Annotated in this window: 18 protein-coding genes; 14 read left to right on the top strand and 4 right to left on the bottom strand. The window is 54.3% G+C overall.

Annotated features, from left to right (window positions below; all coding sequences use genetic code 11):
• Window positions 1-106: 106 nt before the first annotated feature.
• Window positions 107-2,551, bottom strand: a complete 2,445-nt coding sequence (gene fadE, locus IM282_RS16235; RefSeq protein ID WP_038415395.1) for an acyl-CoA dehydrogenase FadE — start codon at window positions 2,549-2,551, stop codon at window positions 107-109.
• Between the two features lie 239 nt (window positions 2,552-2,790).
• Between fadE and lpcA the strand changes: the two genes are divergently transcribed.
• Together lpcA and IM282_RS16225 are read left to right on the top strand one after the other, a co-directional pair.
• Window positions 2,791-3,369: a D-sedoheptulose 7-phosphate isomerase gene (lpcA, locus tag IM282_RS16230; RefSeq protein ID WP_003863232.1), complete on the top strand. Its 579-nt coding sequence runs from the start codon at window positions 2,791-2,793 to the stop codon at window positions 3,367-3,369.
• 48 nt (window positions 3,370-3,417) lie between these two features.
• Window positions 3,418-4,185: a class II glutamine amidotransferase gene (locus IM282_RS16225; RefSeq protein WP_017383120.1), complete on the top strand. Its 768-nt coding sequence runs from the start codon at window positions 3,418-3,420 to the stop codon at window positions 4,183-4,185.
• On the opposite strand, the gene dpaA is transcribed toward IM282_RS16225, so the two are convergent.
• On the bottom strand, window positions 4,156-4,896 hold the full coding sequence (dpaA, locus tag IM282_RS16220) for a peptidoglycan meso-diaminopimelic acid protein amidase (protein ID WP_006810008.1): 741 nt from the start codon (window positions 4,894-4,896) through the stop codon (window positions 4,156-4,158). The two genes, IM282_RS16225 and dpaA, sit on opposite strands and share 30 nt — an antisense overlap.
• 300 nt (window positions 4,897-5,196) lie before the next feature.
• On the opposite strand from dpaA, the gene IM282_RS16215 reads away from it, so the two are divergent.
• From IM282_RS16215 to dinB, 8 genes are all read left to right on the top strand, one after another.
• Window positions 5,197-6,540, top strand: coding sequence for a Na(+)-translocating NADH-quinone reductase subunit A (locus tag IM282_RS16215; protein ID WP_023295963.1), 1,344 nt, complete (start codon window positions 5,197-5,199; stop codon window positions 6,538-6,540).
• Window positions 6,541-6,542: 2 nt separating this feature from the next.
• On the top strand, window positions 6,543-7,778 hold the full coding sequence (locus tag IM282_RS16210; RefSeq protein WP_022647143.1) for an NADH:ubiquinone reductase (Na(+)-transporting) subunit B: 1,236 nt from the start codon (window positions 6,543-6,545) through the stop codon (window positions 7,776-7,778).
• On the top strand, window positions 7,771-8,565 hold the full coding sequence (locus IM282_RS16205) for a Na(+)-translocating NADH-quinone reductase subunit C (RefSeq protein ID WP_022647144.1): 795 nt from the start codon (window positions 7,771-7,773) through the stop codon (window positions 8,563-8,565). Before IM282_RS16210 ends, IM282_RS16205 begins: the two co-directional genes overlap by 8 nt.
• Window positions 8,558-9,196 carry an NADH:ubiquinone reductase (Na(+)-transporting) subunit D gene (locus IM282_RS16200; RefSeq protein ID WP_058645998.1) on the top strand — a complete coding sequence of 213 codons (639 nt, stop codon included), beginning with the start codon at window positions 8,558-8,560 and terminating at the stop codon, window positions 9,194-9,196. The genes IM282_RS16205 and IM282_RS16200 overlap by 8 nt, the downstream gene beginning before the upstream one ends.
• 6 nt (window positions 9,197-9,202) lie before the next feature.
• Window positions 9,203-9,799: an NADH:ubiquinone reductase (Na(+)-transporting) subunit E gene (gene nqrE / locus IM282_RS16195; protein WP_003863217.1), complete on the top strand. Its 597-nt coding sequence runs from the start codon at window positions 9,203-9,205 to the stop codon at window positions 9,797-9,799.
• Between the two features lie 10 nt (window positions 9,800-9,809).
• Window positions 9,810-11,033, top strand: a complete 1,224-nt coding sequence (gene nqrF / locus IM282_RS16190) for an NADH:ubiquinone reductase (Na(+)-transporting) subunit F (RefSeq protein WP_006810003.1) — start codon at window positions 9,810-9,812, stop codon at window positions 11,031-11,033.
• Between the two features lie 2 nt (window positions 11,034-11,035).
• Window positions 11,036-11,236 (top strand): (Na+)-NQR maturation NqrM, encoded by a 201-nt coding sequence (gene nqrM / locus IM282_RS16185; RefSeq protein ID WP_003863212.1) that lies wholly within the window; start codon window positions 11,036-11,038, stop codon window positions 11,234-11,236.
• Between the two features lie 107 nt (window positions 11,237-11,343).
• Window positions 11,344-12,402 (top strand): DNA polymerase IV, encoded by a 1,059-nt coding sequence (dinB, locus tag IM282_RS16180; protein ID WP_022647146.1) that lies wholly within the window; start codon window positions 11,344-11,346, stop codon window positions 12,400-12,402.
• A gap of 55 nt (window positions 12,403-12,457) precedes the next feature.
• On the opposite strand, the gene pepD is transcribed toward dinB, so the two are convergent.
• Window positions 12,458-13,915, bottom strand: coding sequence for a cytosol nonspecific dipeptidase (gene pepD, locus IM282_RS16175; protein WP_032676430.1), 1,458 nt, complete (start codon window positions 13,913-13,915; stop codon window positions 12,458-12,460).
• Window positions 13,916-14,173: 258 nt separating this feature from the next.
• On the opposite strand from pepD, the gene gpt reads away from it, so the two are divergent.
• From gpt to crl, 3 genes are all read left to right on the top strand, one after another.
• Window positions 14,174-14,632 (top strand): xanthine phosphoribosyltransferase, encoded by a 459-nt coding sequence (gene gpt / locus IM282_RS16170; RefSeq protein ID WP_003863205.1) that lies wholly within the window; start codon window positions 14,174-14,176, stop codon window positions 14,630-14,632.
• A 104-nt stretch (window positions 14,633-14,736) separates the two neighbouring features.
• On the top strand, window positions 14,737-15,981 hold the full coding sequence (gene frsA / locus IM282_RS16165; RefSeq protein WP_038415404.1) for an esterase FrsA: 1,245 nt from the start codon (window positions 14,737-14,739) through the stop codon (window positions 15,979-15,981).
• Between the two features lie 56 nt (window positions 15,982-16,037).
• A complete protein-coding gene (gene crl / locus IM282_RS16160) occupies window positions 16,038-16,439 on the top strand; it encodes a sigma factor-binding protein Crl (protein ID WP_022647149.1) in 402 nt (133 codons plus the stop codon).
• 131 nt (window positions 16,440-16,570) lie between these two features.
• On the opposite strand, the gene phoE is transcribed toward crl, so the two are convergent.
• The gene (gene phoE, locus IM282_RS16155; protein ID WP_192970637.1) at window positions 16,571-17,623 is read right to left on the bottom strand and encodes a phosphoporin PhoE; all 1,053 of its coding nucleotides are present in this window, start codon (window positions 17,621-17,623) and stop codon (window positions 16,571-16,573) included.
• Window positions 17,624-17,928: 305 nt separating this feature from the next.
• Between phoE and proB the strand changes: the two genes are divergently transcribed.
• Window positions 17,929-19,032, top strand: a complete 1,104-nt coding sequence (proB, locus tag IM282_RS16150; protein WP_015571369.1) for a glutamate 5-kinase — start codon at window positions 17,929-17,931, stop codon at window positions 19,030-19,032.
• Window positions 19,033-19,039: the final 7 nt, after the last annotated feature.

Below are 19,039 nucleotides of genomic sequence, written 5' to 3'. Positions count from 1 at the left end.
ATACAGGCTCCTTAATAAACACTTTTTGACACTGTAGCACGTCATTACCAGAAAATGTGGCAATAAAAAACCCCGCGCGGGGCGGGGTTTGTGAGAGCAAAATACCTTATGCCGCTTCAGGTTTGCGGTGCTTCTCTGGCAGCTTTACCGGCTGAGTCGCCAGCTCTTCAGGTTCGAAATCATCCACGTTAATACTGCGCAGACGGCTCTCTTCGGCTTTCACCAGAATCGCAGCTTCGCTGTTGTCGATGATGCCACCCGCCAGCGCCTGTTTTGCCAGCTCATCCAGTCGTGTAAACGGCAGGTTTTTGCCCAGCTGTTTGCAGATCTTCTGGTGAATCGGGTCGGCGGCCATCACGTCAAGCAGCGCTTCTTCCAGCAAACCTACCGGGTTATGCGGGGTAGGTTCCAAGTATTGACCACGGCCAATACGGGAACGGGTTGCGCTTGGTACCTGGAGGATCTTCGCCACTTTATGATCCAGCTTGTCAGACGGTGCCAGATGGTGACGACCGGTCGGGAAGATCACCGCGCGCAGGGCGCCCGCCACGAAGCGGTTCGGGAAGTTTGCCAGCAGGTCGTCAATCGCCTGTTCCGCCTGATACATCGCATCCTGCACGCCCCAGTGCACCAGCGGCAGATCCGCTTCCTGACGGCCTTCATCGTCGTAGCGTTTCAGCACCGCAGAGGCCAGGAAGATCTGGCTCAGCACATCACCCAGACGGGCGGAGATGCGTTCGCGACGCTTCAGGCTTCCGCCCAGAACGGCCATGGAGACGTCAGACAGCAGCGCCAGGTTAGCGCTCAGACGGTTCAGGTGTTGGTAATAACGTTTGGTTGCATCGCGGGTCGGCGTCGCGCTGGTCAGCCCCCGCGTCAGGCCGAGCCAGAAGCTGCGAACTTCATTGCTGCCAACGTGACCGATATGTTTGAACAGCAGCTTGTCGAAGGCATCCACGTCGTTATTCTGCGCGGCGGCCATCTCTTCCAGCACGTACGGATGGCAACGAATCGCCCCCTGGCCGAAGATCATCATGCTACGGGTCAGGATGTTTGCCCCTTCCACGGTGATGGCAATCGGTGCGCCCTGATAGCCGCGTGCCAGGAAGTTGCCTTCGCCAAGCATAATGCCTTTACCGCCTGCGATATCCATTGCATCAATAATTGACTGCTGTGCACGGTGGGTACAGTGGTACTTCACAATTGCCGACAGCACGGCGGGTTTCTCGCCCAGCATAATACCGTAGGTAATCAGCGAGGCTGCGGCGTCCATCACGTAGGCATTGCCCGCAATACGCGCCAGCGGCTCTTCGATACCTTCCATCTTGCCGATGGAGATTTTGAACTGACGGCGGATATGCGCGTAAGCCCCAATCCCCATCGCCACCGATTTCAGACCGCCGGTAGAGTTCGATGGCAGTGTAATGCCGCGGCCCACCGACAGACATTCCACCAGCATACGCCAGCCCTGACCGGCCATTTTCGGTCCACCGATGATGTAGTCAATCGGCACAAAGATATCCTGACCGCGAGTCGGGCCGTTCTGGAACGGTACGTTCAGCGGGAAATGACGACGACCAATTTCAACCCCCGGGGTCGAGGTTGGGATCAGCGCACAGGTAATGCCCAGATCTTCTTCACCGCCCAGCAGTTTTTCCGGGTCAGAAAGTTTGAACGCCAGACCGAGTACGGTGGCGATAGGCGCCAGGGTGATATAACGTTTGTTCCAGGTCAGGCGCATGCCCAGCACCTGTTCGCCCTGCCATTCGCCCATGCAGACCACGCCAGTATCCGGGATCGCACCGGCATCAGAACCGGCTTCCGGGCTGGTCAGCGCGAAGCACGGAATTTCCTGACCACGCGCCAGACGCGGCAGATAGTGATCTTTCTGCTCTTCCGTACCGTAATGCTGTAACAGCTCGCCCGGGCCTAAGGAGTTTGGCACGCCAACGGTGATCGCCAGGATCCCGGAAACACCCGCCAGTTTTTGCAGGACGCGAGCCTGAGCGTAAGCGGAGAATTCCAGACCGCCGTACTCTTTCTTAATGATCATCGCGAAGAAGCGATGCTCTTTCAGATATGCCCACAGCTCAGGCGGCAGGTCGGCCATTTCGTGAGTGATGGCAAAATCGTTCGCCATGCGGCAGGCTTCTTCCACCGGGCCGTCAATAAAGGCTTGTTCTTCGGCGGTCAGACGCGGCTGCGGGTAGTTGTGCAGCTTTTTCCAGTCCGGGTTGCCCTGGAACAGATCGCCTTCCCACCAGGTCGTGCCCGCATCAATCGCTTCTTTCTCCGTGCGCGACATCGGCGGCATCACTTTACGGAATCCCTTGAACACCGGCGCGGAGATCATCGACTTACGCATCGGCGTCAGGTTAAACGGCAGCAAAATGATTGCCAGGGGAACAAGTACCCAGATATTCCACAGGCCAACGACGCCAAGTGCAGCCGTCCAGGCCAGAAGAATCAGGCTACTCAGGAATAAACTGACACGGTGATAGAACAACACCCCGAGCAGCACAACGGTTGCGAAAATGCTCAAAATCATCATAAAGAAAAGCTCCCTTGCTTGTAGGAGGTCTGACCACTTGTGATGATATGGTTGTAGTTGATGTCATTTCCTTTAGCAATGTGTTTACAAAATAATTACAACCTGGTTCACATTGTTCGCGTTTTAGCCGGCACAAAAAATCAAAACGCCGGACGATTCGCATGGCTTTAGCTTCTCGCTTTTACTGCTATCCGGTACACTCCACTGTGTTATTTCATCAATACTGAAGGATTATCCTCATGTACCAGGATCTTATTCGTAACGAACTGAACGAAGCGGCGGAAACGCTGGCGAATTTTCTGAAAGATGATGCCAATATTCACGCTATTCAGCGCGCGGCGGTCCTGCTTGCCGACAGCTTCAAAGCCGGCGGTAAAGTGCTTTCCTGCGGTAACGGCGGTTCCCACTGTGACGCCATGCACTTCGCCGAAGAGCTGACCGGACGCTATCGCGAAAACCGTCCGGGCTACCCGGCGATTGCGATTTCCGACGTGAGCCACATCTCCTGTGTAGGCAACGACTTCGGTTACGACCATATCTTTTCCCGCTACGTTGAAGCCGTAGGCCGTGAAGGCGACGTGCTGCTGGGGATCTCCACGTCCGGTAACTCCGCTAACGTGATCAAAGCGATCGCCGCCGCGCGTGAGAAGGGCATGAAAGTGATCACCCTGACCGGGAAAGATGGCGGTAAGATGGACGGTACAGCGGACATTGAAATCCGTGTACCACACTTCGGTTATGCGGATCGCGTTCAGGAAATTCACATCAAAGTGATCCACATCCTGATCCAACTGATCGAAAAAGAGATGGTTAAGTAAGACTTCGCTGGGGGGCGCCGGTGCCCCCCGCTGTTGTGGAGGTGTTCTATGTGCGAACTGCTCGGGATGAGCGCCAATGTGCCAACCGATATCTGCTTTAGTTTCACCGGGCTGGTTCAGCGCGGTGGAGGAACCGGGCCGCATAAAGACGGCTGGGGCATTACCTTCTACGAAGGCAAAGGATGTCGCACGTTTAAAGATCCACAGCCCAGCTTTAACTCACCCATTGCCAGACTGGTGCAGGACTATCCTATTAAATCCTGTTCGGTGATCGCCCATATCCGCCAGGCCAATCGCGGCGAAGTGGCCCTGGAAAATACCCATCCGTTTACCCGTGAACTGTGGGGACGTAACTGGACCTATGCGCACAACGGGCAGCTCTCGGGCTATAAATCACTGGAAACCGGTAATTTTCGTCCTGTCGGTGAAACGGACAGCGAAAAAGCATTTTGCTGGCTGCTGCACAAGCTGACCGAGCGCTACCCCCGTACGCCCGGCAACATGACCGCAGTATTTAAGTACATAGCGTCACTGGCGTCTGAGTTACGCGAGAAGGGCGTGTTTAATATGCTGCTGTCTGACGGACGCTACGTGATGGCATTCTGCTCGACGAATCTGTTCTGGATCACCCGACGTGCGCCGTTTGGCGTCGCCACGCTGCTCGATCAGGATGTGGAAATTGATTTTCAGAAGGAGACCACACCGAACGATGTGGTCACTGTCATTGCAACGCAGCCGCTGACGGGCAATGAAACCTGGCAAAAGATCATGCCAGGCGAGTGGGCGCTATTTTGTCTCGGGGACCGCGTAATTTGACGCCAGCTGAGGCTGAACCACTTCATGGCTGAGCGGTTTACTCACCACGTAACGGCCATTGACGATGGACACCACCGGCGGCTTATGGGTCTGCTCGAAGTAGTCATAACCCGGTTTTAGCTGTTTCCAGAAATCTGTGTAAACAGAGTACTTATGGCGCGCCATGTTGGCATCCGTCATACGGAACGGATAGATGCTGACCTGAACATTCGGCTGGCCGAAGACCAGTGCGCCCGTGACAAACTGGAAGATTTCATCAATGCCGGAATCCGTCATCGCATAACAGCCGACAGACACGCAGGCGCCGTGGATCATCAGATATTTCCCTTCGTAACCGTGCGCACGGTCGAAGGCATTGGGGAAACCGATGTTAATCGCTTTATAGAAGCGGCTGTCCGGTTTTAGCTGGTTACGCTGAACGTTGTAAAACCCTTCCGGACTTTTGAAGTCACCCTGGCGCTGTTTCGGCCCCAGTCCGCCAGAATAGTTACAGATTTTGTAGCTATCGAGCAGTTGATACGTCTCGCCCATTTTGACAAACAGATCGAGTGTGCGCTCTTCCTTGAAGATTTGAATATAAACAGGGGATCCCATCAACTGCTGTTTATACTCTTTGCTGACCGGCGTCGTTGAACTATTACTGCCAAGCAGCCCGGCAAACGACATGCACGGTATCAGAAGCATCGCAATGAACAATGCGATTTTACGCATACTACTGGTTCCTTGATAAAACAATGACCAACTTGCCAGAACGGCAAAAGACACCCGAAATCAGACTAATCTGGACAGGAGCGCTCACATTAGCACCGATGGAGATTTTCGCAAGAGCCAACCTTTGCGTTTACAAATTAGTTTTACTTTATAACCCATTCATATTGTCCTGACTCCAGGAACTTTGCGCAATAGCTCGCATTTCGGCGCGCCAGACGGCGGATTTACTGCCCTTGGCAGGGCCGAAAATGGTACACTCCGGCCTCTCTGGATTGTTGTTCATGGATACCTGCTAACCACATGTTTAGAATCAGAAAAGGACTCGATCTGCCAATCTCTGGCGTGCCTGAACAGCACGTAACGACCGGCGCCAGTATTCATCATGTCGCTATTGTGGGTGATGATTACGTGGGCATGCGCCCCGCGATGCTGGTACAGGAAGGCGATCGTGTAATAAAAGGCCAGGCACTCTTCGAGGATAAAAAAAATCCTGGCGTTATGTTTACAGCCCCAGCCAGCGGCACCGTTGTCGCCATCCATCGTGGTGAGCGTCGCGTTCTGCAATCGGTAGTTATTCAAATTGAAGGCGATGAGAAACGCGAGTTTGCGCGTTTTGACGCCGCCGATCTCGCTACCCTCAGCCACGACGCGGTGCAGACGCAACTGCTGGAGTCAGGACTGTGGACGGCGCTTCGCACGCGTCCCTATAGCAAAACGCCCGTACCTGGCACTGTGCCAGCCGCTATCTTCGTTACGGCCATCGACACCAACCCGCTCAGCGCGGATCCGCAGCCTCTTATCCTGGCGGAACGCAAAGCTTTCGATGCCGGCCTCACCGTGTTAACGCGCCTGACGCCGGGCAAAGTGCATGTCTGCCAGGCCAGCGGCGGTAAGCTGGGCGGGCATCCGCAAGGGCAGGTCGCCTTTAATGAATTTGCCGGCCCGCATCCGGCCGGGCTGGTGGGAACGCATATTCATTTCCTGGAGCCGGTAAGCCTGACGAAACAGGTCTGGCATCTTAATTATCAGGACGTGATCGCTATCGGTAAGCTCTTCACCACGGGTGAGCTGTGCGCAGAACGCATTATTGCCATCGGCGGCCCTCAGGCAACCCAACCGCGTCTGGTTCGCACGCTGCTTGGGGCAGACCTGACGGCGCTGTTGGCTGGCGAAACGAAAGAAGGTGAAAACCGCATTATTTCCGGTTCGGTGCTGAGCGGCAGACACGCGACAGGCCCGATGGCCTGGCTGGGTCGTTTCCATCTTCAGGTGAGCGTGGTGCTTGAAGGGCGCGAGAAAGAGCTGTTCGGCTGGGTGCTGCCTGGCGCGGAAAAATACTCGGTAACCCGTACCACGCTCGGCCACTTTTTGCGTCGTAAGCTGTTTAACTTCTCCACCAGCACCAACGGCGGTGAGCGCGCCATGGTCCCGATTGGCAACTACGAACGCGTGATGCCGCTGGATATTCTGCCCACTGTGCTGCTGCGCGATCTGCTGGCCGGCGATACCGACGGTGCCCAGGCGCTGGGCTGTCTGGAGCTGGACGAAGAAGATCTGGCGCTGTGTACCTATGTGTGTCCAGGTAAATACGAATATGGACCCGTATTGCGCGAGGTGTTAACCCGCATTGAGCAGGAAGGATAACCATGGGCTTAAAACACCTCTTTGAAAAAATTGAGCCGCACTTTACCGAAGGGAAGCTCAAAAAGTACTACCCGCTGTATGAAGCGACAACGACCATTTTCTACACCCCGGGTCTGGTGACGAAAGGCGCGGCGCACGTTCGCGACGCCATCGACCTCAAGCGAATGATGATTCTGGTCTGGTTTGCGGTCTTCCCGGCCATGTTCTGGGGGATGTATAACGTTGGGTTGCAGACTATTCCGGCGCTGCACCATATGTACGATGCAGAGCAGCTGGCGCAGGTGATTCAGTCTGACTGGCACTATCGTCTGGCGCAGTCGCTGGGGGTGAGCTTTGCGGCAGATGCAGGCTGGATCAGCATGATGACGCTGGGCGCTGTCTTCTTCCTCCCCATCTATATGACTGTCTTTATTGTGGGCGGTTTCTGGGAGGTTCTGTTCGCTATTATTCGCAAACATGAGATAAACGAAGGCTTCTTTGTTACCTCTATTCTGTTTGCGCTGATTGTTCCGCCAACGCTGCCGCTCTGGCAGGCGGCGATGGGGATCAGCTTTGGCGTGGTGATTGCCAAGGAGATCTTCGGCGGGACCGGACGCAACTTCCTCAACCCGGCACTGGCAGGGCGCGCGTTCCTGTTCTTTGCTTATCCGGCGCAAATCTCGGGCGACCTGGTGTGGACGGCAGCAGACGGATTCTCCGGCGCGACGCCACTTTCACAGTGGGCGGCAGGTGGCGGCGAAACGCTGGTTAACAATGCAACCGGACAGCCTGTCACCTGGTTTGATGCGTTTATTGGCAATATTCCAGGCTCCATCGGTGAAGTGTCTACCCTGATGATTTTGATCGGCGGAGCCATCATCCTCTTTGGCCGCGTGGCGTCCTGGCGCATTGTCGCTGGCGTCATGCTTGGGATGGTCCTCACCGCCACGCTTTTCAATTTCATTGGTTCAGACACTAACCCGATGTTCTCCATGCCGTGGTACTGGCACCTCGTGCTGGGAGGCTTTGCGTTTGGCATGATGTTCATGGCCACCGATCCGGTCTCGGCTTCGTTTACCGACAGAGGAAAATGGTGCTACGGCGCGCTCATTGGGGTGATGTGTGTACTGATTCGCGTGGTCAACCCGGCCTATCCGGAAGGGATGATGTTGGCCATTCTGTTTGCCAATCTGTTTGCGCCGCTGTTCGACTACCTGGTCGTGCGCGCCAACATTAAGCGGAGGAAGGCGCGTGGCTGAGATCAAAAATAACGACAGTATCAGCAAAACGCTGCTGGTGGTGCTGGTACTGTGTCTGGTCTGTTCCATTGTCGTGGCCGGTTCTGCCGTTGGGTTGAAACCGCTACAGCAGGAGCAACGTGCGCTGGATAAACAGCGTAACATCCTTGCCGTTGCCGGGCTGATGCAGGAAGGCATGACGAAGGATGACGTCGCAGCGGTGTTTGCCGAACGCATTACCGCACGGCTGGTGGATTTAAAAACCGGGGAGTTAATGGATAAAGACCCGGCGAAATATAACCAGGCGCTGGCGCTAAAAGATCCGCAGATGAGCACCATGCTTGACGCCTCGCAGGATCCGGCAGGCATTAAGCGCCGCAGCAATGTCGCGGAGATTTACCTCGTCCGCGACGAGCAAAAGCGCATCCAGGAAATCGTGTTGCCCATCTATGGCAACGGTTTATGGTCAATGATGTACGCCTTTGTGGCGCTGGATACCGATGGCCGTACGGTCAAAGGCATTACATATTACGATCAGGGCGAAACACCAGGGCTGGGGGGCGAAGTTGAGAACCCTAACTGGCGGGCACAGTTTGTCGGTAAAAAAGTGCTCGATGACAACGGCCAGCCTGCGCTGAAGGTGGTGAAAGGAGGAGCGCGTCCTGGTGATGAATTTGCCGTTGATGGCCTTTCCGGCGCCACGCTCACCTCTAATGGGGTGCAGCACAGCTTTGATTTCTGGATGGGTGAACTGGGCTTTGGTCCCTTCCTGAAGAATGTACGTGAAGGAGCGCTGAACAATGGCTGATACGGGTGAACTGAAAGAAGTTAAAAAGGTGCTGATTGGTCCACTTTTAGCCAATAACCCGATAACGCTTCAGGTGCTGGGCGTATGCTCGGCTCTGGCGGTAACCACCAAGCTGGAAACGGCGGTGGTCATGACGCTGGCGGTAACGCTGGTGACAGCGTTTTCCAGCATGTTTATCTCAATGATCCGCCACCACATACCCAACAGCGTGAGGATCATTGTCCAGATGGCGATCATCGCCTCGCTGGTGATCGTGGTTGATCAGCTTCTGCGCGCCTTCGCTTATGAAACCTCGAAGCAGCTTTCGGTGTTTGTCGGCCTGATTATCACCAACTGTATCGTGATGGGGCGCGCTGAAGCCTATGCGATGAAAATGCCGCCACTGGCGAGCTTTATGGACGGTATCGGCAACGGGCTGGGTTATGGCGTGATCCTGTTGACGGTTGGTTTCCTGCGCGAACTTATTGGCAGCGGCAAACTGTTTGGCATCTCGGTGCTGGATACGGTACAGAACGGCGGCTGGTATCTGCCGAACGGTTTGTTCCTGCTGGCACCAAGCGCATTTTTCATTATCGGTTTGCTGATCTGGCTGATTCGTACGCTGAAGCCTGAACAGCAGGAAAAGGAGTAACCGACGATGGCTCATTACCTGAGTTTATTTGTGCGCGCGGTGTTTGTTGAAAACATGGCGCTCGCTTTCTTCCTGGGCATGTGTACGTTCCTTGCTGTTTCTAAGAAGGTATCGACGGCATTCGGTCTGGGTGTGGCGGTCACTGTTGTGCTGGGGCTTTCCGTTCCGATTAACAACCTGGTGTTCAACTTCGTGCTTCGTGATGGCGCGCTGGTGGAGGGCGTTGATCTTAGCTTCCTGAACTTCATCACCTTTATCGGGGTGATTGCGGCGCTTGTTCAGATCCTGGAGATGATCCTCGATAAATACTTCCCGTCGCTGTACAACGCACTGGGGATCTTCCTGCCGCTAATCGCGGTGAACTGCGCCATTTTCGGCGGCGTCTCATTTATGGTTCAGCGCGATTACAACTTCAGTGAATCGGTTGTGTATGGTTTCGGTTCCGGTATCGGCTGGATGCTGGCGATTGTCACCATGGCGGGGATCCGTGAAAAAATGAAATATGCCAACGTACCTGCGGGGCTTCGTGGCTTAGGGATCACCTTTATCACCACCGGCCTGATGGCGTTGGGCTTTATGTCCTTCTCCGGTGTGCAGCTATAAGGGCTAAAAGATGGAAATTATTCTTGGCGTGGTGATGTTCACGCTGATAGTACTGGTGCTGTCAGGGCTGATCCTGGCAGCGCGTGCGAAGCTGGTGAATTCCGGGGATGTGATCATTGATATCAATGACGATCCGCAGAATCAGATCCGTACCCCGGCAGGGGATAAGCTGCTTAATACGCTCTCCGGCAACGGGATTTTTGTCTCGTCTGCCTGTGGCGGCGGTGGCTCCTGTGGACAGTGCCGTGTGAAGGTGAAAGAGGGTGGCGGGGATATTCTGCCAACAGAACTGTCGCATATCACGAAGCGTGAAGCGAAAGAGGGCTGCCGTCTGGCGTGTCAGGTCGCTGTGCGCCAGAACATGAAGATTGAGCTGCCGGAGGAGATCTTCGGCGTGAAAAAATGGGAGTGCGAAGTTATCTCTAACGATAACAAAGCCACGTTCATTAAAGAGCTCAAGCTGCGCGTTCCTGAAGGGGAGAGCGTCCCGTTCCGTGCGGGTGGGTATATCCAGATTGATTGTCCGGCACACACCGTGGCGTATGCTGACTTCGACGTGCCCGAGGAGTACCGGGCCGACTGGGATAAATTTAACCTCTTCCGCTTTGTTTCCGAAGTAAAAGAGCCCGCGCTTCGCGCTTATTCCATGGCTAACTATCCGGAAGAGAAGGGCATTATTATGCTCAACGTGCGAATCGCCACGCCGCCGCCGAATGTGCCTGATGCACCCCCTGGCGTCATGTCGTCCTATATCTGGTCCCTCAAGCCTGGTGACAAAGTGACGATTTCCGGCCCGTTCGGCGAATTCTTTGCCAAAGACACCGACGCGGAAATGGTCTTTATCGGCGGCGGTGCGGGTATGGCGCCGATGCGTTCGCATATCTTTGACCAGCTCAAACGCCTTGGCAGCAAGCGCAAGATCAGCTTCTGGTACGGGGCGCGTTCACTGCGCGAAATGTTCTATGACGATGAGTTTGAACAACTGGCACGTGATAACCCTAACTTTACCTTCCATGTGGCGTTATCCGATCCGCAGCCGGAAGATAACTGGACAGGTTATACGGGCTTCATCCACAACGTGCTGTATGAAAATTACCTCAAACAGCACCCGGCACCGGAAGATTGCGAGTTTTATATGTGTGGCCCGCCAATGATGAACGCTGCCGTGATTAAGATGCTAAAAGATCTTGGCGTGGAAGATGAGAACATCATGCTCGATGATTTCGGAGGCTGATTATGCTGACCTTTCTGGCGACCTTTGCGGTGTTTGTACTGGTGATATTCGGGATGTCCTTAGGCTGGATCATCAAGCGTAAAAGCATCCAGGGCAGCTGTGGAGGTATATCTTCCATCGGAATGGAAAAAGTGTGCGATTGTCCGGAACCGTGCGATGCGCGAAAAAAACGGATGGCTCGCGAGCAGCAACGCATTATTTAGTTTTGTATGTCGGGTAAGGCAACGCCGCCACCCGACAATTCCCACGCATACTTCTCAACCCTCATTTGTTTACTGTATACTTATCCAGTAATGAGTGAGGGCTTACTATGCGCAAAATAATCCATGTCGATATGGACTGCTTTTTTGCCGCAGTGGAGATGCGTGACAACCCGGCGCTGCGGGATATTCCCATCGCCATTGGCGGCAGCCGGGTTCAGCGCGGTGTCATCAGCACCGCCAACTATCCTGCTCGCAAATACGGTGTGCGCAGCGCCATGCCGACAGCGATGGCGCTGAAACTGTGCCCGCATCTCACTCTTTTGCCCGGACGTTTTGATGCCTATAAAGAAGCATCGAACCACATTCGGGAGATCTTCTCCCGCTACACCTCTCTGATTGAACCGTTATCGCTGGATGAAGCCTATCTGGATGTCACCCACAGCGTGCACTGCCACGGCTCCGCCACCCTGATGGCGCAGGAGATCCGCCAGACTATTTTTAACGAGCTGAACCTGACGGCATCGGCAGGCGTCGCGCCGATAAAATTTCTCGCCAAAATCGCCTCCGATTTAAATAAGCCCAACGGCCAGTACGTCATCACCCCGGAAGAGGTTCCGGCGTTTTTAAAGACGCTGCCGCTCAGCAAAATCCCCGGTGTGGGTAAAGTCTCCGCCGCGAAGCTGGAAAATATGGGGCTACGCACCTGTGAAGACGTTCAGCGCAGCGATCTGGCGCTGCTGCTTAAGCGTTTTGGTAAGTTTGGCCGCGTACTGTGGGAACGCAGTCAGGGCATTGATGACCGGGATGTGAACAACGAACGGCTGCGTAAATCGGTCGGCGTTGAACGCACGCTGAGCGAAGATATCCATGACTGGGCAGAGTGTGAAACCATTATTACGGAACAACTCTATCCTGAGCTTGAACGACGCTTACTGAAGGTCAAACCAGATCTGCTTATTGCCCGGCAGGGCATCAAACTGAAATTTAACGATTTTCAGCAGACGACGCAGGAACACGTCTGGCCACGCCTCAACAAAGAGGATCTTATTGCGACGGCAAAAAAGGCATGGGAAGAGCGGCGGGGCGGACGAGGGGTAAGGCTGGTGGGGCTGCACGTCACATTGCTGGATCCGCAGCTGGAGCGTCAGCTGGTGCTGGGACTGTAGATTAGGCTAATCGTAGGCCCGGTAAGCGAAGCGCCACCGGGCATCAAACGGCTTATTACTTAACAGGGATTGCTTTCAGCAGCTCAGTCAGCAGCGTCCAGTAGTGACCGACACTTTCAATGTGAACCTGCTCATCCGGGGAGTGTGGCCCCGTGATGGTCGGCCCGATGGAGACCATGTCCATATCCGGATACGGTTTCTTGAACAGACCACATTCCAGACCCGCGTGAATAACCTGAATGTTCGGGGTGCTGTTGAACAGTCTCTGATAAGTTTCACGCACCAGTGCCATGACCGGAGAACTTGCATCCGGCTGCCAGCCCGGGTAGCTGCCTTTTGCAGACGTTTTCGCGCCCGCCAGGGTACCCAGAGATTCCAGCATGCTCACAACGTACTCTTTACCGCTGTCGATCAGGGAACGGATCAGGCAAATGATCTCTGCGCTGTCGTCGCCCATGGTCACTACGCCCACGTTCAGGGAGGTTTCAACCACGCCTTTTGCAACGTCAGAATTGCGGATCACGCCGTTTGGCGTTGCGTTCAGCAACTGGACGAACGTGTCACGAGACTGTGCGGTCAGCGCGGCTTTATCCGTTGTAACGGACTCCAGTACCACCGTCAGGTTTTTCTCTTTCTCAGACAGCTCGTTTTTCAGGATATCCAGATACAGGCTGGAGAGGTTTTTCAGCTCTTCCGCTTTCGCCGCAGGCACCGCCACGGTCGCGAAGGCTTCGCGAGGGATCGCGTTACGCAGAGTGCCGCCGTTGAAGTCCACCAGACGCAGATCCAGTTCAGCGGCATGGCCCGCCAGGAAACGCGCCAGCAGTTTGTTGGCGTTGCCCAGGCCCAGGTGAATATCACCGCCGGAGTGACCGCCTTTCAGCCCTTTCAGCGTCAGCTTAAAGGTCTCGAAACCGGCAGGAATCGCTTCGCGGGACAGCGGCAGGGTAGAGATGAAATCGATCCCGCCCGCGCAGCCCATGTAGATCTCACCTTCTTCTTCGGAGTCGGTGTTGATCAGAATGTCCGCTTGCAGCCAGTTTGCCTGGAGACCGAACGCGCCATCCATGCCCGCTTCTTCAGTCATGGTCAGCAGCACTTCCAGCGGACCGTGCTCCACGCTGTCGTCAGCCAGCACGGCCAGCGCGGAAGCCATACCAATACCGTTATCTGCGCCCAGGGTCGTGCCGCGCGCCTTCACCCACTCACCGTCGATGTACGGCTGAATCGGGTCTTTTGTGAAGTCGTGAACGGTGTCGTTGTTTTTCTGCGGAACCATGTCCAGGTGCGCCTGCAATACCACTGGCTTACGGTTTTCCATACCTGCGGTGGCAGGTTTGCGGATGAGAATATTGCCAACCTGGTCACGCTCAGCGTGCAGACCTTTTTCCTTTGCCCAGCCCATAATATGTTCGGCAAGCTGTTCTTCGTGATAGGAAGGGTGCGGAATAGAGCAGATTTTGGCAAAAATATCCCACAGCGGCTGTGGAGATAATTGAGACAGTTCAGACACGATAGGTCTCCTTGTCGTTGCGCTGCAAAACAATGTTGCAGGTCACTGGGTTAGCAGGTTAATCGTTACCACAAGACGGGCTTGCGAGATGCATCTGAGAATACCACTTTCTCCCGTGGCTGGTAGCATTAAGCATGTAAAAACTCAGGCTCATGGCGCGTAACACTGGTTTTTAGTGCGTCAGATCTCTATAATCTCGCGCAACCTGGTTCACCCTCATTTTTTTAAGCCGTATATAAACAGGCTGGGACACTTCACATGAGCGAAAAATACGTCGTCACCTGGGACATGTTGCAGATTCACGCACGCAAACTGGCTGCGCGTCTGATGCCTTCCGAACAGTGGAAAGGCATTATTGCCGTCAGCCGTGGCGGTCTGGTACCGGGGGCGCTGCTGGCACGTGAGCTGGGTATTCGTCATGTCGATACCGTATGTATCTCCAGCTATGACCACGATAACCAGCGTGAGCTGAAAGTGCTGAAGCGCGCGGAAGGCGACGGTGAAGGCTTTATCGTTATCGACGATCTGGTGGACACCGGCGGTACCGCTGTGGCTATCCGCGAAATGTATCCAAAAGCGCACTTCGTCACTATCTTCGCGAAACCAGCGGGTCGTCCCCTGGTTGATGATTACGTCATTGATATCCCTCAGGATACCTGGATTGAACAGCCATGGGATATGGGCGTGGTCTTCGTACCGCCTATCTCTGGACGTTAATTTCAGTACGTAACTTTACACGCCCGGTTATGCCGGGCGTTGTTCTTTTTACCCTGCCACGCGTTACAATGGTCTCCAAGTGATGTATCCATGGAGGCAACGCAATGGCGCAGGCGAATCTCACCGAAACTCTTTTCAAACCCCGTTTCAAGCACCCTGAAACCTCGACGCTGGTGCGTCGGTTTAATCCGGGGACCATGCCTGCTGTACAGTCAGCGTTAGATGGTAAAAACGTGCCCCACTGGTACCGCATGATTAATCGCCTGATGTGGATCTGGCGCGGTATCGACCCGCGCGAAATCCTCGACGTGCAGGCGCGTATCGTGATGAGCGAGTCTGAGCGCACCGACAGCGATCTCTACGACACGGTGGTGGGCTACCGTGGCGGGAACTGGATCTACGAATGGTCAAAGCAGGCCATGCTCTGGCAGCAAAAAGCGAGCCAGGAAGAAGATGCCACTCTCAGCGGCAAACACTGGCTGCATGCGGCAAACCTTTACAGCATCGCTGCATACCCGCATCTGAAAGGAGACGAACTGGCGGAGCAGGCCCAGGCGCTGGCAAACCGGGCTTATGAAGAGGCCGCCCAGCGGCTGCCTGGCCGGATGCGTGAAATTGAGTTCGCCATTCCCGGCGGTAGCCCGGTGACTGGATTCCTGCATATGCCGGAGGGGGAAGGCCCGTTCCCGACGGTTCTGATGTGCGGCGGCCTGGATTCGTTACAAATTGATTATTACAGCCTGTATGAGCGCTACTTTGCCCCAAACGGGATCGCCATGCTGACGCTCGATATGCCATCAATTGGTTTTTCATCCAAATGGAAACTTACGCAAGACTCCAGCCTGCTGCACCAGCATGCATTAAAAGCGCTGGAGAATATCCCCTGGGTTGACCATACCCGGGTAGGTGCGTTTGGCTTCCGCTTTGGCGCTAACGTCGCGGTACGGCTGGCCTACCTTGAATCTTCCCGCCTGAAGGCCGTCGCCTGTCTTGGCCCGGTAGTGCATGCACTGTTAAGCGATCCTGCGCGTCAGGGTAGCGTTCCTGAAATGTATCTGGACGTGCTGGCGAGCCGACTTGGCATGCATGATGCTTCAGATGAAGCGTTACGCATTGAACTTAATCGGTATTCATTAAAAACGCAGGGCTTGCTGGGCCGCCGTTGCCCAACCCCGATGATGTCCGGTTTCTGGAAGAACGATCCATTTAGCCCGGAAGAGGAGTCACGCTTAATCACCTCGTCATCTTCGGATGGCAAATTGCTGGAGGTACCCTTCAGCCCGGTGTACCAAAATTTTGACAAAGCGCTTAAAGAGATCACACGCTGGATCACGCAGAGATTGTGTTAATAGTTTGCTAAATTTCGTTGGTTTGGTAAAACAGTGCTTCACAAAAGGAGATCGCAATGACGTTACCGAGTGGACACCCGAAAAGTAGACTGATTAAGAAGTTCATGGCTCTTGGCCCGTATATTCGAGAAGAGCAGTGTGAAGAGAATCGCTTTTTTTTCGACTGCCTGGCTGTTTGCGTCAACGTGAAGCCTGCACCCGAAAAACGTGAGTTCTGGGGCTGGTGGATGGAAATGGAAGCACAGGAAAACCGTTTTACCTATAGCTATCAGTTTGGCCTGTTTAATAAAGACGGGCACTGGCAGGCGACGAGCATCAAAGATCAGGAAGTGATCGATCGCCTGGAGCATACGCTAAAAGAATTTCACGGCAGAGCTCGCGACCTGCTGGCAACGCTGGATCTGAAGCTGGAGCCTGCGGACGATTTTTCCAGCGAAGCGGTGAAACTGAGAGCCTGATGATGTCACAGCGCCGGGTGGCGGCTACGCCTTACCCGGCCTAAAAACGTATTACTCCCCAGGTCCGGTAAGCACAGCGTCACCGGGCACAAAAAAACCGGCTCAGCGCCGGTTTTTTTATTACCACAACATCAGAACTGGTAGGTCATGCCCAGCGCAACGATATCATCGCTGCTTACGCCCAGTTTATTATCGTCATCGATCTGGTTGATTTTATAATCAACAAACGCAGACATGTTTTTGTTGAAATAATAGGTCACACCTACATCGATGTATTTCACGATATCTTCATCGCCGATGCCTTCGATATCTTTGCCTTTAGACTGCACGTAACCCAGAGATGGGCGCAGACCAAAGTCAAACTGATATTGCGCAACCACTTCGAAGTTTTGCGCTTTATTTGCAAAACCACCGGAAATAGGGGCCATATTGCGGGTTTCAGAATAGAGAGTGGCCAGATATATATCGTTGGCATCATATTTCAGACCGGTCGCCCAGCCTTCTGCTTTTTTACCTTCGCCGCGTGCCTGAAGGTTTTGCTCATTGGTGCGATCGGAGTTGGCATACGCACCAATCACAGAGAAATCGCTGCCGCCAAAGTCATAGCTCAGGGAGGTACCGAAGCCGTCGCCGTTTTGCTTCTTCACGTCGCGGTTTTCATTTTTACCCTGGTATTGCAGGGTCATATTAAGACCGTCAACCATGCCAAAGAAATCGGTATTACGGTATGTAGCCAGACCGGAAGCGCGTTTCGTCATGAAGTTATCGGTCTGCGCCAGGCCGTCACCGCCGAACTCCGGGAACATATCGGTGTATGCGGCGACGTCATACAGCGCACCCAGGTTACGACCGTAATCAAAAGAACCAAAATCTTTCAGTTTAATACCCGCAAATGCCAGGCGCGTTTTTTGAGAAGAGTCGCTTTCTGCTTTGTTACCCGCGAACTCTGCTTCCCAACGTCCGTAGCCCGTCAGCTGATCGTTAATCTGCGTTTCACCCTTAAAGCCAAAACGAACGTAAGTCTGGTCACCATCCTTCGCGTCATCATCACTGAGGTAGTGCATTGCTTTTACTTTGCCGTACACGTCCAGTTTATTACCGTTTTTATTATAAACTTCTGCTGCGTGAACAGATGTGGATGCAACTACGCCCATTACCACTAATGCCAGAGTGCTCTTTTTCATTTTCAATCCTGATTTTATAAAAACGCGCTAATATTCGCTGAGCAATAAGATTCAACTTATTACCCCGTGAAAAACAGGAAGGGTTTTATCGTTAGTGGGTGAACGTTTTATGACAAAGTAAGAATATGTCTAAAAAAGTATGTTTTAATTTTTCGGTAATAAAATTGTCAAAATCTGCCGCTACGCTTCCTGATCCCGCGCAACAAAGTGACGGGTGATGTGCTAAGGCAGTTGGCAACGGGGCTGACACCTGTTAAAACGTCTGACTGACATCATTTTCCCTTATTGTTGAACGGCAGAGAATCATGAGTGACAGCCAGACGCTGGTGGTAAAACTCGGTACCAGTGTGTTAACAGGCGGATCGCGCCGCCTTAATCGTGCCCATATCGTTGAGCTTGTACGTCAGTGCGCTCAGTTGCATGCCGCAGGGCATCGTATTGTGATTGTGACCTCCGGGGCGATTGCCGCCGGGCGTGAACACCTGGGCTACCCCGAACTCCCCGCGACGATCGCCTCCAAACAGCTGCTGGCCGCCGTAGGACAAAGCCGACTCATACAGCTCTGGGAACAACTGTTCTCCATTTATGGCATTCACGTCGGGCAGATGCTGCTGACGCGTGCGGATATGGAAGACAGGGAACGTTTCCTGAACGCCCGCGATACGCTGCGCGCGCTGCTGGATAACCATATCGTTCCGGTCATCAACGAAAACGACGCTGTTGCCACCGCTGAAATCAAAGTAGGCGACAACGATAACCTCTCTGCGCTGGCGGCGATCCTGGCAGGGGCCGATAAGCTGCTGCTTCTGACCGATCAGCAGGGGCTGTTTACCGCTGACCCGCGTTCCAATCCACAGGCAGAACTGATCAAAGACGTTCACGGCATTGACGATGCGCTGCGTGCCATTGCGGGAGACAGCGTTTCTGGTCTTGGGACAGGCGGTATGGGCACCAAGCTCCAGGCTGCGGACGTGGCGTGCCGGGCCGGTATCGACACCATCATTGCCGCGGGCAGCCGTCCGGGCGTGATAGGTGATGTGATGGAAGGCATCTCTGTGGGCACACGCTTCCACGCCCAGGCGTCCCCGCTGGAAAACCGCAAACGCTGGATCTTTGGCGCGCCCCCGGCTGGTGAATTGACCGTGGATGAAGGCGCGACCGCCGCTATTCTGGAAAGAGGAAGCTCGTTGCTTCCAAAAGGAATTAAAAGCGTGACAGGCAACTTCTCGCGTGGTGAAGTGATCCGAATCCGTAACCTTGAAGGTCGCGACATCGCTCATGGCGTAAGCCGTTATAACAGCGACGCGCTGCGTCGGATTGCTGGCCACCATTCCCAGCAGATCGACGCCATCCTGGGCTATGAATATGGCCCGGTTGCCGTGCATCGCGACGACATGATTATTCGTTAAGGAGCCA

This window comes from Enterobacter cloacae complex sp. P29RS (genome assembly GCF_014893445.1).
Taxonomy (GTDB): domain Bacteria; phylum Pseudomonadota; class Gammaproteobacteria; order Enterobacterales; family Enterobacteriaceae; genus Enterobacter; species Enterobacter intestinihominis.
Note: the sequence above shows the minus strand (reverse complement) of the source record. Positions and strands in the feature narration are given on the sequence as shown.